Source organism: Rathayibacter sp. PhB152 (genome assembly GCF_003751395.1).
GTDB lineage: Bacteria > Actinomycetota > Actinomycetes > Actinomycetales > Microbacteriaceae > Rathayibacter > Rathayibacter festucae.
This window is the reverse complement of record NZ_RJUT01000006.1, coordinates 1-15,713: the sequence shown is the minus strand read 5'-3', so window position 1 is coordinate 15,713 and position 15,713 is coordinate 1. Positions and strand designations below refer to the sequence as shown.

Here is a 15,713-nt window from a genome sequence, read left to right as displayed (position 1 = left end):
GCTGCGCGGGCTACTCGATCAGCATGGCGGACCCGCTGCGCGGGCTCCTCGATCAGCACGAACCACACCACACCAGACCACACACCACGACGAACGGAAGGACACCCGTGACGGACACGGTACTCAGCAGGAGCGGCACGACCGAGGACGCCCAGTGGTGGCGGCAGGCGGCCGTCTACCAGATCTACCCGCGGAGCTTCGCGGACGCGAACGGCGACGGGATCGGCGACCTCGCCGGCATCCTCGAGCGGATCCCGTACCTGCGGGAGCTCGGCATCGACGCGGTCTGGCTCAGCCCGTTCTACCCGTCGGCGCTGGCCGACGGCGGCTACGACGTGGCCGACTACCGCGACGTCGACCCGCGGATCGGCACCCTCGCCGAGTTCGACGAGCTGACCGCCCGCCTGCACGAGAGCGGCATCCGCGTCATCGTCGACATCGTGCCCAACCACTCCTCCGACCTGCACCCGTGGTTCCAGGAGGCCCTCGCCGCCCCGAAGGGCTCGCCCGCCCGGGAGCGCTACGTCTTCCGCGACGGCCGCGGCGAGGACGGCGCCCTGCCGCCGAGCGACTGGGAGTCCGTCTTCGGCGGCCCCGCCTGGGAGCCGGTCGGCGACGGCCAGTGGTACCTGCACCTCTTCGCGAAGGAGCAGCCCGACTGGAACTGGGCCGACCGCGAGATCCGCGACGACTTCCTCGAGACCCTCCGCTTCTGGTCCGACCGCGGCGTCGACGGCTTCCGGATCGACGTGGCGCACTCGCTGGTCAAGGACCTCACCGAGCCGCTCCCCGCCGCGGCGGAGATCGACGGCCAGCGGATCGACGGCAGCCACCCGTTCTGGGACCGCGACGAGGTGCACGAGGTCTACGCCGAGTGGCGCGCCCTCTTCGACTCCTACGACCCGCCGCGCACCGCCGTCGCGGAGGCCTGGGTCGACGCCTCCCGCCGCGCCCGGTACGCCAGCCCGGAAGGGCTCGGCCAGGCCTTCAACTTCGACCTGCTCGAGGCCGGCCTCGACGCGGAGGAGTTCCGCCGGCTGATCACCTTCAACCTCGAGCTGGCCGCCGAGTCCGGCTCCTCGACGACGTGGGTGCTGTCCAACCACGACGTCGTCCGGCACGCGACGCGCTACGGGCTCCCGCAGAAGGGCGGGGCCGAGACCGCGCCCGCGAAGCAGTGGCTGCTCAGCGGGGGAGCGGAGCCGGTGCTCGACCGCGCCCTGGGCCTCCGCCGCGCCCGCGCCGCCACCCTCCTGCTGCTGGCGCTGCCCGGCTCGGCGTACCTCTACCAGGGCGAGGAGCTCGGCCTGCACGAGGTCGCCGGGATCCCGGACGCCGACCGCCAGGACCCGACGTTCTTCCGCAGCGGCGGCACCGACGTCGGCCGTGACGGGTGCCGCGTCCCGCTGCCCTGGGAGTCGACCGGCGACTCCTTCGGGTTCGGACCCGGCGGGGCGCACCTGCCCCAGCCCGTCTGGTTCGCCGACTCCTCCGTCGAGGCGGAGGAGCTCGCCGAGGACTCGACGCTCGCGCTCTATCGCAGCGCCCTCGCGCTCCGGCACGAGCTGCAGACCGACGAGAGCCTGGAGTGGCGGGACGCGCAGCCCGGCGTGCTGCACTTCGCCCGCCCGAACGGCTGGCACTCGGTGACCAACCTCGGCGAGGAGCCGGTGGCGCTCCCCGAGGGCGAGGTGCTGCTCGCGAGCGCGCCGCTCGAGGGGCGCCTGCTGCCGCCGGCCACGACCGTCTGGCTGCGCTGACCCGGCGACCCGTCGCTCCGCACGACCAAGGCGCCCCCGCCCGCGGGATCCGAGGATCCGGCAGGCGGGGGCGTCTTCTGCGTGTGCACCCGTGGGCGCGTCCGCGGGTCAGTGCGTGGACGGGTCCTGCTCGACCTCGGTGCGGTCGCCCGACCACAGCGTGTGGAAGGTGCCGTCCTTGTCGACGCGCTGGTAGGTGTGCGCGCCGAAGAAGTCCCGCTGGCCCTGCACGAGGGCGGCGGGCAGGCGCTCGGAGGCGAGCGAGTCGTAGTACGACAGCGCGGCGCCGAAGCCGGGGATCGGCACGCCCGAGAGCGCGGCGGTGGAGACGATGCGGCGCCAGGCGGCCTCGCCGTTGGCGACGGCCTCGGCGAAGTACGGGTCCTCGAGCAGCGTCGTGATCTCCGCGTTCTCGGCGTAGGCGTCGACGATGCGGTTGAGGAACTGGGCGCGGATGATGCAGCCCGCGCGCCAGATCTTCGCGACGGCGCCCTTGTCGATCTCCCAGCCGTACTTCTCGGCGCCGGCGATGATCGCGTCGAAGCCCTGCGAGTAGGCGACGACCTTCGAGGCGTAGAGGGCGGCGCGGACGTCGTCCTCGAAGCCGTCGTAGAGGGCGACGGGCGTGGGGCGCGAGGTGACGCGCTTCTGCACGGCGGCGCGCTGCGCGGGCTTGGAGGAGACGGCGCGGGCGAAGACGGCCTCGGCGATGCCGCCGACGGGCACGCCCAGGTCGAGCGCGTTCTGCACGGTCCAGACGCCGGTGCCCTTGGAGCCGGCCTGGTCGAGCACGATGTCGAGGAACGGCTTGCCGGTGTCGGCGTCGACCTGGCGGAGCACCTCGGCGGTGATCTCGATGAGGTACGACTCGAGGTCGCCCTTGTTCCAGGCGTCGAAGACGTCGGCGATGGCGGCGGGCTCGTGGCCGCCGACGGTGCGGAGCAGGTCGTACGCCTCGGCGATGAGCTGCATGTCGGCGTACTCGATGCCGTTGTGGATCATCTTGACGAAGTGGCCGGCGCCGTCGGTGCCGATGTGGGTGACGCAGGGCTCGCCCTCGGCGACCGCGGCGATCGAGGCGAGGATCGGGCCGAGCGTCTTGTACGACTCGACCGAGCCGCCGGGCATGATCGACGGGCCCTTGAGCGCGCCCTCCTCGCCGCCGGAGATGCCGGTGCCGACGAAGTGGATGCCGGTCTCGCGGACGGCCTTCTCGCGACGGATGGTGTCGGTGAACAGCGCGTTGCCGCCGTCGACGATGATGTCGCCGGGCTCGAACGCGGCGGTCAGCTGCTCGATCACGGCGTCGGTGCCGCGGCCGGCCTGGACCATGATGATCGCGGTGCGCGGGGTCTTCAGCGAGGCGGCGAAGGCCTCGATGGTCTCCGAGGCGACGAAGCCGGCCTCGGGGTGCTCGGTGATCAGCGTCTCGGTGCGCCCGTACGAGCGGTTGTAGACGGCGACGGTGTTGCCCTCGCGGCTGGCGAGGTTGCGGGCCAGGTTCGAGCCCATCACCGCCAGACCGACGACTCCGATGTTGGCTGTGGCGGTGGGCTGGTCAGACACGGTTCTCCTCGACGTACACGTTCAGGGTTGACGGATCCAGGCTAGCGCCGGGGTCGGACGCGCAGCCGGGAGCGGCCGTGCACGGAGGGGGAACTCAGCGCGCACGGCCGTTCAGGAGGTCAGGCGCCGTGGCCCTCGGGGACGACCTCGGCGGGGATCGGCGGGCCGGGCGGGGTGCCGTCGCCGAACGGGCGGCCGCCGAGCTCCTCGCGGTGCGAGGGGACGAGCCAGCCGGACAGGTCCGGGCCCTTCGGCACGACGCCGGTCGGATTGATGTCGCGCTGCACCTCGTAGTAGTGCGACTTGATGTGCTGGAAGTCGATCGTGTCGCCGAAGCCCGGGGTCGCGAACAGGTCGCGGGCGTAGCCCCAGAGGGCCGGCATCGCCGAGAGCAGGTTCCGGTTGGCCTTGAAGTGGCTGTAGTAGACGGCGTCGAAGCGGGCGAGCGTCGTGAAGAGGCGCACGTCCGCCTCGGTGATCGTGTCGCCGACGAGGTAGCGCTGCGTGCTGAGCCGCTCCTCCAGCCAGTCGAGGCGGGCCCAGAGCGCGTCGTACGCCCGCTCGTAGGACTTCTGCGAGCCCGCGAAGCCGCACTTGTAGACGCCGTTGTTGACGTCCTGGAAGACCAGCTCCGCGACCTCGTCGATCTCGTCGCGGTGCTTCTCCGGGTAGAGGTCCGGGGCTCCGTCACGGTGGAACTCCGTCCACTCCCGCGAGAAGTCGAGCGTCATCACCGGGTAGTCGTTGGTGACGACCTGGCCGGTGGGGATGTCGACGATCGCCGGCACCGTGATGCCGCGCGGGTAGTCGGGGAAGCGGGCGAGGAACGCGTCCTGCAGTCGCGGGATGCCGAGCACCGGGTCGACGCCGCCCGGGTCGAGATCGAAGGTCCAGCTGCGCTTGTCGTGCGTCGGTCCGCAGATGCCCATCGACAGCGCGTCCTCGAGGCCGAGCAGGCGGCGGACGATCACGGCGCGGTTCGCCCACGGGCAGGCGCGCGAGACGACGAGCCGGTAGCGGCCCGCCTCGACCGGGTAGCCGTCGCGGCCGTCCGCGGTGATGCGGGTCGGGATGTAGTTGGTGTCGCGGTGGAAGCCGTTCTTCTCGACGTAGGAGCCGAAGTCGTCAGAAGTCATGCCCGCACGCTAGCCAGCCCGGCTGGGGGCGCGGTAGGGGCGCCCGCGGGTGGCGGCTCGGCCGCGCGGCCGGTAGGGTGAGCAGCTGAACTTCGGCGAGGGATGCCCCGTGCATCCGTGATCGACGCGGTGGAACCAGGTGGAGCTCCGGAAGGAGCGCCGCGGACCTTTCCTCACGCAGACACGCGTTCGAGTCGAAACCCCGTCCGCGGCCCCAGGCCGGGACCCGAGCAGGCGGCGCACGGCGCCGTCCAGGAGAACACCATGGCAGAACTCACCAACAAGGTCGTCGCCGAGGTCCGCACCTCGTTCGGCAAGGGAGCGGCCCGCAAGATCCGCGCCCAGAACAAGATCCCCGCGGTCCTCTACGGCCACGGCACCGACCCGGTGCACGTCACGCTCCCCGGTCACCAGATCCTCCTGCTGACCCGCAAGGCGAACGCGATCCTCGAGCTCGACATCGAGGGCGTCGCCCAGACGTCGCTGGTCAAGGACATCCAGCGCGACCCGGTCCGCCAGATCATCGAGCACATCGACCTCGCGGTCATTCGTCTCGGCGAGAAGGTCTCGGTCGACATCCCCGTGCACGTCGAGGGCGAGGCCGCTCCCGGCACGCTCGTCTCCACCGAGGCGAACACGCTCTCGCTCGAGGTCGACGCCACGAAGATCCCGCAGAACGTCGTCGTCTCGGTCGAGGGCCTCGAGGCCGGCACGCAGATCACCGCTGCCGACGTCACCCTCCCCGAGGGCGCGACGCTGCTCACCGACCCCGAGGCGCTCATCGTGAACGTCACCGAGGAGGTCGAGCAGGACCTGGGCGAGGAGGGCGAGCCCACCACGCCGGCCGAGCCCACCGAGGCCGCCGAGTAGTCGGAGCACCACCCGCACGGACGGGCCCGCCGCGATCGCGAGCGGGCCCGTTCCGCGTCCGGGGGCTGCGCCCCGCGGAAGACGTCGCTGCTGAGCGCATCGAAAAGAGGGAACGAGATGGGCGAGACCTGGCTGGTCGTCGGACTGGGCAACCCGGGCGCGCAGTACGCGCGCAACCGGCACAACGTGGGGCAGATGGTGCTCGACGAGCTCGTGACCCGGATCGGCGGCTCCTTCCGCCGGCACAACCGAGCGAACGCCGTGGTCGCCGAGGGCTTCCTCCGCCCCGGCGGGCCCAAGCTGATCCTCGGCAAGCCGAACAGCTTCATGAACGTCTCGGGCGGCCCGACCGCGCAGCTGCTCGACTTCTACTCCCTCGCGCCCGAGCGCCTGATCGTCGTGCACGACGAGCTCGACATCCCCTTCGACACCCTGCGCCTCAAGAACGGCGGCGGCCACGGCGGCCACAACGGCATCCGCGACATCCTCGCCGCGACCGACGGCGCCGACTTCCTCCGCGTGCGCGTCGGCATCGGCCGCCCCCCGGGCCGCCAGCCCGCCGCCGACTTCGTCCTCAAGGACTTCGCCGGCCCCGAGCGCGAGAACCTGCCGATCCTGATCGCCGACGCCGCCGACGCCGTCGAGCTGATCGCCGACGCCGGCCTCCAGGCCGCCCAGCTGAAGGTCCACACGACCTCGTAGCGCGCCCTGCGCGGATCCCGATACGGGGCGCTGCGCGGCTCATGCCGGTCGAATAGCCCCGGAGGGGCGTATCGAGACCCACCGTCCTCAGCACCGCGGATCTCGATACGGCCGCTGCGCGCCCTACTCGATCAGCATGCAGTGGGCGCCCGGCAGACGGCGATGTCCCCCCCCCCCCCCCCCCATGCTGGTCGAGTAGCCCCGCAGGGGCGTATCGAGACCCGCCACCACCAGCAGGGCGGGTCTGCAGACTCGCGTTCTGACGGTGGTGGATCTCGATACGCCCGCTCCGCGGGCTACTCGATCAGCATGCAGTGGGCGCCCGGCGGCCGGCGATGTCCCCCGTCCACCATGCTGGTCGAGTAGCCCCGCAGGAACGTATCGAGACCCGCCGTCCGCAGCGCGGCGGCGTCGCCCGCGCTACCGTGGGCCGACCGACGCGAAGGAGCAGCCGTGAGCGAGTCGTTCTTCCGAGAGGTCGAGCCGCGTGCCTACGACGAGGACGACCTCCTGCCGCCGTTCGAGCTGCCTGCCTGGACCGGCCCGCCGTGGCACCGCATCCCCGGGACGGTGCTCCTGGAGCACGAGCTCGGCCGCTCCGCGACGACGGTGATCTCGCTCGATCTCGCCCGCTGCTACGACGAGGGCGTGCTGCTGCGCCTGAGCGTCCGGATCGCCGACCCCGGCCGCCGCGCCCGCCAGCGCGTCTTCGAGTACCTCGAGCGCGCACACGGCCGCGGGCAGCTCGACGAGCGCTTCGCCCCCGACGGCCTGCGCTGGGGCGTCTCCTTCCCCGACGGCCGCACCGTGACCACGCAGGACGAGTCCCCGTGGGCCTCCACAGCCGACGTCTTCGAGGCGCTGGTCGACGGCCCCGTCCTCGAGGGCGACGGCCGCCCCGACGTGAATCGCGACACCTGGTCCCGCGACTTCTGGCTCTGGCCCCTCCCACCCCTCCCCACGCTCCGCCTCGCCGTCGAGTGGCCCGCCCGGGCCGTCCCCGAGACAGTCACCACCCTCCCCGCGTCCCCCTTCCACACCGCCGCCCACCGCACCCGCCCCCTCTTCCCCTCCACCTGACTGCCCCGCCGACCCGTCACGAACGGCTGCTCCAGCTCCCCTCAGGTGACCACCGACGACCGATCGATTCCGCCCCTCTCCCGAACGCCGAGTCGATCCGTCAGAAACGGTCGCCTCAACCCCTCCCGGACAACCACTCCCGACGGATCAAGAACGACGAGCACCCGGCAAGCCAGCCGACCCCGCCGAAGGCGAATTCGAAATCGCGTGCCAAGCGATTTCGAGCAGCCGAACGTAGGACGCTCTGCGGTACGCACCCCATCGCGAAGCCGACCGCGCCGCGCCGGGCAGGGACCGGCGCGGACCGACGTCCGACACCGCACGGTGTCGGACGTCGGCAGTAAACTCGGTCGGTGCCTCTCAACCGGATCATCTCGGCGCTCTCGCGCGCCTCCACGTTCGACGACGCTCTCGCGTTCGCGATCCGCGACGCCGATTTCTCCGTGGCCGACGGCCTCCGCGTCCCCCTGCTGGCGGGCCTGCTGGAGCGCCGCGCTGAGGCCGACCGTCCGCAGGCCGCGCTCGTCGTCACCGCGACCGGCCGCGACTCCGAGAACATCCGCGCGTCGCTCAGCTGCGTGCTCCCGGACGCCGAGGTCGTCGAGTTCCCGGCCTGGGAGACGCTGCCGCACGAGCGCCTCAGCCCGAGCGCCGAGATCGTGGGCCGCCGCCTCGACGCGCTGCGCCGGATGAAGACCTGGACCGGCGAGAAGCCGCTCGTCGTCGTCGCCTCGGTGCGCGCCGCGCTGCAGCCCGTCGCCGACAACCTCGCCGACATCGCGCCGATCCGCCTGGTCAAGGGCGGCCGCGGCTACGACCTCGGCCGCATCTCGTCCGAGCTGGTCGACCTCGCCTACTCGCGGGTCGACATGGTCACCCGGCGCGGCGAGTTCGCGGTCCGCGGCGGGATCCTCGACGTCTTCCCGGCCGTGGCCGAGCACCCGAGCCGCATCGACTTCTTCGGCGACGAGGTCGACTCCATCCGCGGCTTCTCCGTCGCCGACCAGCGCTCGCTGCCGGGGGAGGCCGACTCCGTCGTGCTGCCGCCGAGCCGCGAGCTGCTGCTCGTGCCGGCCGTCCGCCAGCGCGCCCGGGAGATGCTGCACGAGTTCCCGAGCCTCTCCGCGATGCTCGCGAAGATCGCCGAGGGCATCCCGGTCGAGGGGATGGAGTCGCTCGCGCCCGCGCTGCTGGAGCGGCTGGTCCCCATCTCGCACTACCTCCCGGCCGGCGCCGCGGTGGCCGTGCTCGCCCCGGAGCGGGTCGCCACCCGCGCGATCAGCCTCGCCGAGACGAACCGCGAGTTCCTCCAGGCCGCGTGGAGCGCCGCGACCGCCGGCGCCGAAGCTCCGATCGACCTCGCGTCCGGTGAGTTCATCTCGCTCGGCGCCCTCCGCGACGCCGTGAAGTTCAGCGCCCCCGGCGCCGAGACGCCCGACCACCCGTGGTGGACGATGAGCACCTTCCGCCAGGGTCCCGCCGCCGGCGAGGCCGAGGTGCTGCCGGAGGACCTCGGGATCGACGAGATCCTCGCCGTCCGCGTCGACGGCGAGCCCGTGCCCGGCTTCGGCGGGGCGGTCGAGGGCGCGCTCGCGCACGTGCGCGCCCGCCTGGCCGACGGCTGGAGCGTGGTGCTGACCGCCCCCGGCACCGGCACCGTCGAGCGCACCGACCAGGTGCTCGCCGAGCACGAGGTCGCCGCGCGCATCGTCCCCGATCTGCCCGCCGAGCTCGAGCCCGGCCTCGCCTACGTGCTCCAGGCCAACGTCGACCACGGCTTCGAGGTCGACGGCGCCAAGGTCGCTCTGCTCACCGACACCGAGTTCTACGGCCGCACCGTCGGCTACGACTCGCGCGCCGTGAAGAAGCTCGCCTCGCGCCGGAAGAACGTCGTCGACCCGCTGCAGCTCAGCCCCGGCGACTTCGTCGTGCACGCCACCCACGGCATCGGCCGCTTCGTCGAGCTCTCGCAGCGCGAGATCTCCAGCGGCGGGCGCAACGCCGTGAAGACGCGACGCGAGTACCTCGTCCTCGAGTACGCGCCCAGCAAGCGCGGCTTCCCGGGCGACAAGCTGCTGGTCCCGACCGACCAGCTCGACCTCCTCTCCCGGTACGTCGGCGGCGAGGCCCCCGCGCTGAGCAAGATGGGCGGCAGCGACTGGGCGCAGGCGAAGAGCAAGGCGCGCCGCGCGGTCCGCGACATCGCGGTCGAGCTGGTGAAGCTCTACTCCGCCCGGATGGCCTCGCGCGGGCACTCCTTCCCGCCGGACACCCCGTGGCAGCGCGAGCTGGAGGAGGCGTTCCCGTTCGCGGAGACGCCCGACCAGCTGACCGTGATCGACGAGGTCAAGGCCGACATGGAGCGGCCGATCCCGATGGACCGCCTGCTCTCCGGCGACGTCGGCTTCGGCAAGACCGAGGTCGCCGTGCGCGCCGCGTTCAAGGCGATCCAGGACGGCAAGCAGGTCGCGATGCTCGTGCCGACCACCCTGCTCGTGCGCCAGCACCTCGAGACCTTCCAGGAGCGCTTCGCCGGCTTCCCGGTGCACCTGCGCGCCCTCAGCCGCTTCCAGAGCGCGAAGGAGTCGAAGGAGACGATCGAGGGCCTCGCCGACGGCACCGTCGACATGGTCATCGCGACCCACCGCCTCCTCAGCGACAACATCGTCTTCAAGGACCTCGGCCTCCTCGTGATCGACGAGGAGCAGCGCTTCGGCGTCGAGCACAAGGAGAAGCTGAAGGCGCTGAAGAAGAACGTCGACATCCTCTCGATGAGCGCCACGCCCATCCCGCGCACGCTCGAGATGGCGGTCACCGGCATCCGCGAGATGTCGACGCTCGCGACGCCGCCGGAGGAGCGCCACCCGATCCTCACCTTCGTCGGCCCGTACTCCGAGAAGCAGGTCTCGGCCGCGATCCGGCGCGAGCTGCTGCGCGAGGGCCAGGTGTTCTTCGTGCACAACCGCGTCTCGACGATCAACCGGGTCGCCGCGCAGCTCGCCGAGCTGGTGCCGGAGGCGCGCATCGCCGTCGCGCACGGCAAGCTCAGCGAGTCGCAGCTCGAGCGGATCATCGTCGACTTCTGGGAGCGCAAGTTCGACGTGCTCGTCTCCACGACTATCGTCGAGACCGGCCTGGACATCCCGAACGCGAACACCCTGATCGTCGATCGCGCCGACAAGTACGGCCTCTCGCAGCTGCACCAGCTGCGCGGTCGCGTCGGCCGTGGCCGCGAGCGCGCCTACGCCTACCTCCTCTACGACGAGATGAAGCCGCTGTCGGAGACCGCGCACGACCGCCTGCAGACCCTCGCCGCGAACTCCGACCTCGGCGGCGGCATGCAGATCGCGCTGAAGGACCTCGAGATCCGCGGCGCGGGCAACCTGCTCGGCGGCGAGCAGTCCGGCCACATCCAGGGCGTCGGCTTCGACCTCTACCTGCGGATGATCGGCGAGGCCGTCGACGGCTTCCGCGGCGAGGTCGCGGAGGGCCAGACCGAGCTGCGGCTCGAGCTGCCGGTCGACGCGCGCATCCCGGAGGAGTACGTCGACAGCGAGCGCCTGCGCCTGGAGGCGTACCAGAAGCTGTCCGCGGCGACCTCGCCGACCGCGAAGGAGGGCAGCGTCGACCTCGTGGTCGAGGAGCTGACCGACCGCTACGGCGAGCTGCCCGAGGCGGTGGAGAACCTCGTCCTGGTCTCGCGGCTGCGGATGCGCGCGCAGCGCGCCGGCCTCAGCGACGTGGTCGCGATGGGCTCGAACGTCCGCGTCGCGCCCGCGCACCTCGCCGACTCGATCCAGGTGCGCCTGCGCCGGATGTACCCGACCGCGAAGTACCTGCAGCAGGCGAACGCCGTGGTCGTGCCGATGCCGGTGCTCGACGGCGTCCCGCTCGGCGACCGCGCGCTGATCGACTGGGTCGCGAACCTGCTCGACGCGCTCTTCCCCGAGCCCGCCGCCGTCGCGAGCTGACCGCCGGCACCCTCTCGATCGGGCGGCGCCACCGTTCCGGACGCCGCCCGACGACACCGATCTCGACGACATCGATCCCGACGACACCGACCCCCGAACGAAGGACGATCATGACCGCCTCCGACGAGCACTCCGTCCCGCCGCGCATCCCCGGCCCTGACGAGCCGAGCATCCCCGAGCTCGAGGAGGACGAGACGATCGCCCCCCGCCCTGAGGAGGAGGCCGCCGACCTCGATCGCGCGACCCCCGACCTCGCCCCGCACCCCGAGGGCTAGCCCTCCCCGCGAGATGCCACTTGTGCACGCCTTTCACGGCGTGTCGCGTGCACAAGTGGCATCTCGCGGCGGGGATCAGTGCGCGAAGTGGGCGCGGACCTCGGCTTTCCAGCGGTCGCGGTCCTCGGCGGAGATGAAGGCGGCGTCGAAGGAGTTGAGCGCGAGGCGCTCCAGCTGGGCGTCGTCCATCCCGAGCTCCTCGACCAGCGCGCGGTAGTTCGCATCGACGTAGCCGCCGAAGTACGGCGGGTCGTCGCTGGAGACCGTGACGATCAGCCCGGCGTCCAGCATCGCCGGCAGCGGGTGGTCCTTCATCGTGTCGACGGCGCGCAGTGCCACGTTCGACAGCGGGCAGACAGTGATCGGCACGCCCTGCACGCGAAGCATCGCCACGACGGCCGAGTCCTCCATCGCGCGGATGCCGTGGTCGATCCGCTCCACCTTCAGCAGCTCGAGCGTCTCGGCGACCGTCTCCGGGCCGCCCTCCTCGCCCGCGTGCGCGACCAGGTGCAGGCCCTCCGCCGCGGCCCGCGCGTAGACGTCGATGAAGAGCTCCGGCCCGAAGCCGACCTCGTTCGAGTCGAGCCCCACGCCGATGATGTGCTCGCGGTAGGGCAGGATCGCCGTCAGCATCTCGTCCGCCGCGTCGGCGCCGAGGTCGCGCAGGAAGCACATGATCAGGTCGGTCGAGATGCCGTGCGTCTCCTCGCTCCGCCCGAGCGCACGGGTGAGCCCGGCCATCACGACGTCGAGCGGCACCCCGTTGCCCAGGTGCGTCTGCGGATCGAAGAAGATCTCCGCACGGCGGACGTTGGCGAGCTTCGCGCGGTCGAGGTACCCGGTGGCCAGCTCGAAGAAGTCGCGCTCCGTCTTCAGGACCGTGAGGTTCGAATAGTGCAGCTCCAGGAAGGACGCGAGGTCCTCGAAGGCGTAGCGCGCGCGCAGGGCGTCGAGATCCTCGGTCGGCAGCGCGATGCCGTTGCGGCGCGCCATCTCGACGATGTGCTCGGGCTCGATCGTGCCCTCGATGTGGATGTGCAGCTCGGCGCTCGGCGGCGCTCCGCGATCGAGGGCGGTGCCGGTGGCGGGAGGCGTGAGGGTCACGGTGGCGTTCCTGTTCCGGGCCGCGGTCGCGCCCCGCGGTCACCGTAGTCGGCGCGTGTTACGCGCCGATGACCAGCGGATGTGCGGCCCGCGACGGCGCCCGCCCGCCCGGCCGAGACCGCGCGCCGCCGACCGTCGCCCGCGCACCCGCGCACCCGCGCACCCGCGCACCCGCTGGGAGGATGAGGGCATGCCGTTGCTCGCTCCCCGCCGCCGTCCCGCATCCGAGCCGGGCCCTGCGCCGCTGGTCCGAGTGCGTGAGGCGGCCGTCCGGGCGGGGGAGACACAGCTGCTCGCCCCGATCTCGCTCGAGGTCGAACCAGGCGAGATCGTGGCGGTCACCGGTCCGAACGGCAGCGGCAAGACGACGCTGCTGCGCCTGGTCGCCGGCCTGACGCCGCCGAGCTCCGGCACCGTCGAGATCGCCGGCCGCCCGGTCACGGAGCGAGATCGCCTGCATCGGCGCCGGGTCGCCGCCCTCGTCGGCACCCCGCCCTTCGAGCGCGATCTGACCCTCGAGGAGCACCTCGCCATGGTCGCCCTGTCCTGGGGAGCGCCGCTCGCCGAGGCGCGCCGCACGGCCGTCGCAAGTCTGGACGCGCTCGGCCTCGGCACCCTCGCGAGCCGGTTCCCGCACGAGCTGTCCTCCGGGCAGACCCAGCTCCTCTCCCTCGCGCTCGTGCTCGCCCGGCCCGGCGAGGTGCTGCTGCTCGACGAGCCGGAGCAGCGGCTCGACGTCGACCGCGTGCCGCTCGTCATCGAGGTCCTCCGCGAGGCCGCCCGCGCGCGCGCGGTGCTGATCGCGACCCACAGCCCGCTGCTGACGAGCGCGCTGGCCACCCGTGTCCTCGAGCTGGGCGGCCGATGAGGGCCGGCCGCGCCGGCGTCAGGCGCCTCCGGGTCGACGGCCCGGGCGAGCGGGTCCACGCCGTCCGCGCTCTGCACCGCTCCCGCGCCGCGGCCGAGCGGCGCGGTGGCGCCTACGCCGGCTACCTCGCGGCGATGACCCTCCTGGTCGTCGTCCTGCCCGTGCTCCGGGCCGTCGTCCTGCTCGCCGCGGAGCCCGACCCCGCCCTCGCCGCCCTCGACCCGACGACCGTCGTCGGCCTCACCGCCGGGCTGCTCCTGCCCGCCGCCGTGCTGCTCGGCCGCGTCCGCGGTCCGGCGGTCGGCGAACCGCACACCACCGCCGTGCTGCTCGCCACCGACCTGCCTCGCCGCCTCGTGCTGCGCCGGCCCGTGACGGTCGCGGGGACGGCCGCTGTGCTCGCGAGCGTCGCGGCCGCCCTGCTCATCTCCGTCGCCGTGGGCGGCGCACCGCTCGTCGCCGTCGGTGCCGGAGCGGCCTTCGCAGTCCTCCTCGCCGTCGCCTGGCTCGCCGGCCAGTGCCTCCCCGGCCGAGGAGCGGCCCTGCTCACCGGGGTGCTGGTCGCCGCAGCAGCGCTCCCGGCCGGTCCGGGTGCCCTCCTCGGCCGCGCGCTGGCGACGGCCGACCCATCGGCCCTGCCCGGCACCGTGGTGCTGACCGCCCTGGCCGCACTCGCGCTCGCCGTCGTCCCGCGCCTGCTCGACACGGTCCGCGGCGTCGTCGTGGTCGCGCAGTCGCGGCAGTGGCGGTCGGCCCGGAGCAGGGGAGCGATCGGCGAGGTCGCCGACGCGCTCGAGGGCTACCGCGCCCGGCCCGGCCGCTTCCGCCGCGTCGACGCCGTCCGCGTCGCCCCGTTCGCCCTCGCCGTGCCGCTCCGCGACGCGATCGGCGCGCTGCGCACGCCCGGCCGCTCCGTCGCCGGAGTCGCCGCGCTGGCCTCCGCGGGGCTGGCCCTCGCCGTCGCGGCCGTCGCGCCGCCCTCGCTCCTCGCGCTCCCCGCCGCGCTGGCCGGCGTCCTCGCCTACTGCGGCGCCGGGGTCTGGAGCGACGGCCTCCGCCACGCCGCCGCGACCGCGGGCCAGCCGGCGCTGCTCGCGCCTGCGCCGTTCGAGCTGCTGCTGCTGCACGGGATCCTGCCGCTGCTGCTCGCCGTGGGGATCGTCGTCGCGGCCTGCGCTCTCGCCGCCGGGCCCGCGTGGCCCGCCATCGCCGTGGCGGTGGTCGCGGTGGCGGCCCGGGCGATGGACGCGACCCGCGGCCCGCTCCCGCCCTCGCTGCTCGGGCCGATCCCGCTGCCGATCGGGGACGGCGCCGGCGCCGCGGTGCTGCTGTGGAACCTCGCCGGCGTGCTGGTGACGGGTGCTGCGGCGGTGGGAGTCGCGTCGGCCCCGGGCCTGCTCGCGGCGGTCCCGGTCGTCGCGGCCGGCTGCCTCCTGATCGCCCGCCGGCGTCTCGCTCGCGCCTGAGCCTCCCGGCCTCCGCCCGCCGAGCGGATGCGAGGATGGCCGGGTGACCGCGCATCCCCGGCTCGACGAGCTCATCCGCACCGTCCACGTCCTCCGCGCCCCGGGCGGCTGCCCGTGGGACGCCGAGCAGACCCACGAGTCGCTCGTGCGCTACCTGATCGAGGAGTCGCACGAGCTGGTCGACGCGATCGAGGCCGGCGACCGGGCCGACCTGATCGAGGAGCTCGGCGACGTGCTCTACCAGGTGCTCTTCCACTCCGACCTGGCCGCCGACGGCCCGGAGCCGTTCACGATCGAGGACGTCGCGGCGCACATGAACGCCAAGATGATCGGCCGCCACCCGCACGTCTTCGGCGACGCGACCGCCGAGACCGCCGATGACGTCATCGCCGTCTGGGACGAGCTGAAGAAGACCGAGAAGCCGCACCGGACGAGCGTCCTCGACGGGATCCCGCAGGGCATGCCCGCGCTGGCGCTGGCGGACAAGGTGATCGGCAAGGCGACGACGCTCGGCATCGTCGACGCGGGGGAGGGGCCGCTGCCGATCGAGTCGGAGGAGGACCTCGGCCCGCTGCTGCTCGCGATCGTCGCCTCGGCGCGGGCGCAGGGGCTCGACGCGGAGCGGGCGCTGCGCACGGCGACCCGCGACCTGCAGGACGAGATCCGCGCGGTGGAGCTGGAGCGCCGGGAGGGGTAGCTGTCGCCTCGAGTGCTGATGGCGGGGATCTCGATACGCCCACTGCGCGGGCTACTCGATCAGCAGAGGTGGCGGGCTCTGCGCAGTGCGGCGAGATCCATGCTGGTCGAGTAGCCGCGGAGCGGCGTATCGAGACCCCTTGTGGTCAAGTGGTTGTTGCAACGAGGAGTTGGTCGAGGCGTTGGGCGGGGGTGGCCCAGTCGAGGGTTTTGCGGGGG

Annotated in this window: 12 protein-coding genes; 9 read left to right on the top strand and 3 right to left on the bottom strand. The window is 72.9% G+C overall.

Annotated features, from left to right (window positions below; translation table 11 throughout):
* Positions 1-107 precede the first annotated feature (107 nt).
* Positions 108-1,760: an alpha-amylase family glycosyl hydrolase gene (locus EDF36_RS14580; protein ID WP_397459906.1), complete on the top strand. Its 1,653-nt coding sequence runs from the start codon at positions 108-110 to the stop codon at positions 1,758-1,760.
* A 108-nt stretch (positions 1,761-1,868) separates the two neighbouring features.
* Here EDF36_RS14580 and gndA read toward each other — a convergent pair whose 3' ends face one another.
* Positions 1,869-3,326 carry an NADP-dependent phosphogluconate dehydrogenase gene (gene gndA / locus EDF36_RS14575; RefSeq protein ID WP_123733565.1) on the bottom strand — a complete coding sequence of 486 codons (1,458 nt, stop codon included), beginning with the start codon at positions 3,324-3,326 and terminating at the stop codon, positions 1,869-1,871.
* A 119-nt stretch (positions 3,327-3,445) separates the two neighbouring features.
* Positions 3,446-4,462 carry a glutathione S-transferase family protein gene (locus EDF36_RS14570; RefSeq protein WP_123733564.1) on the bottom strand — a complete coding sequence of 339 codons (1,017 nt, stop codon included), beginning with the start codon at positions 4,460-4,462 and terminating at the stop codon, positions 3,446-3,448.
* Between the two features lie 264 nt (positions 4,463-4,726).
* Here EDF36_RS14570 and EDF36_RS14565 point away from each other — a divergent pair, with 264 nt between their 5' ends.
* The 5 genes from EDF36_RS14565 (at position 4,727) to EDF36_RS21325 (ending at position 11,360) form a co-directional block, all read left to right on the top strand.
* On the top strand, positions 4,727-5,332 hold the full coding sequence (locus EDF36_RS14565) for a 50S ribosomal protein L25/general stress protein Ctc (protein WP_123705137.1): 606 nt from the start codon (positions 4,727-4,729) through the stop codon (positions 5,330-5,332).
* Between the two features lie 117 nt (positions 5,333-5,449).
* Positions 5,450-6,034: an aminoacyl-tRNA hydrolase gene (pth, locus tag EDF36_RS14560; protein ID WP_123733563.1), complete on the top strand. Its 585-nt coding sequence runs from the start codon at positions 5,450-5,452 to the stop codon at positions 6,032-6,034.
* Between the two features lie 453 nt (positions 6,035-6,487).
* Positions 6,488-7,114, top strand: a complete 627-nt coding sequence (locus EDF36_RS14555) for a hypothetical protein (RefSeq protein ID WP_123733562.1) — start codon at positions 6,488-6,490, stop codon at positions 7,112-7,114.
* Positions 7,115-7,467: 353 nt separating this feature from the next.
* On the top strand, positions 7,468-11,085 hold the full coding sequence (mfd, locus tag EDF36_RS14550) for a transcription-repair coupling factor (RefSeq protein ID WP_123733561.1): 3,618 nt from the start codon (positions 7,468-7,470) through the stop codon (positions 11,083-11,085).
* Between the two features lie 110 nt (positions 11,086-11,195).
* Positions 11,196-11,360, top strand: a complete 165-nt coding sequence (locus tag EDF36_RS21325) for a hypothetical protein (protein WP_159422277.1) — start codon at positions 11,196-11,198, stop codon at positions 11,358-11,360.
* A gap of 75 nt (positions 11,361-11,435) precedes the next feature.
* Here EDF36_RS21325 and EDF36_RS14545 read toward each other — a convergent pair whose 3' ends face one another.
* Positions 11,436-12,464, bottom strand: coding sequence for an adenosine deaminase (locus tag EDF36_RS14545; RefSeq protein ID WP_123733560.1), 1,029 nt, complete (start codon positions 12,462-12,464; stop codon positions 11,436-11,438).
* A 190-nt stretch (positions 12,465-12,654) separates the two neighbouring features.
* Here EDF36_RS14545 and EDF36_RS14540 point away from each other — a divergent pair, with 190 nt between their 5' ends.
* From EDF36_RS14540 to EDF36_RS14530, 3 genes are read left to right on the top strand one after another with little or no spacing between them, the layout of a single operon-like run.
* Positions 12,655-13,332, top strand: coding sequence for an ABC transporter ATP-binding protein (locus EDF36_RS14540; protein WP_260300731.1), 678 nt, complete (start codon positions 12,655-12,657; stop codon positions 13,330-13,332).
* A complete protein-coding gene (locus EDF36_RS14535) occupies positions 13,329-14,798 on the top strand; it encodes a hypothetical protein (RefSeq protein WP_123733559.1) in 1,470 nt (489 codons plus the stop codon). Before EDF36_RS14540 ends, EDF36_RS14535 begins: the two co-directional genes overlap by 4 nt.
* Positions 14,799-14,841: 43 nt before the next feature.
* The gene (locus EDF36_RS14530; protein ID WP_123733558.1) at positions 14,842-15,495 is read left to right on the top strand and encodes a MazG family protein; all 654 of its coding nucleotides are present in this window, start codon (positions 14,842-14,844) and stop codon (positions 15,493-15,495) included.
* The last annotated feature ends 218 nt before the right edge of the window (positions 15,496-15,713 follow it).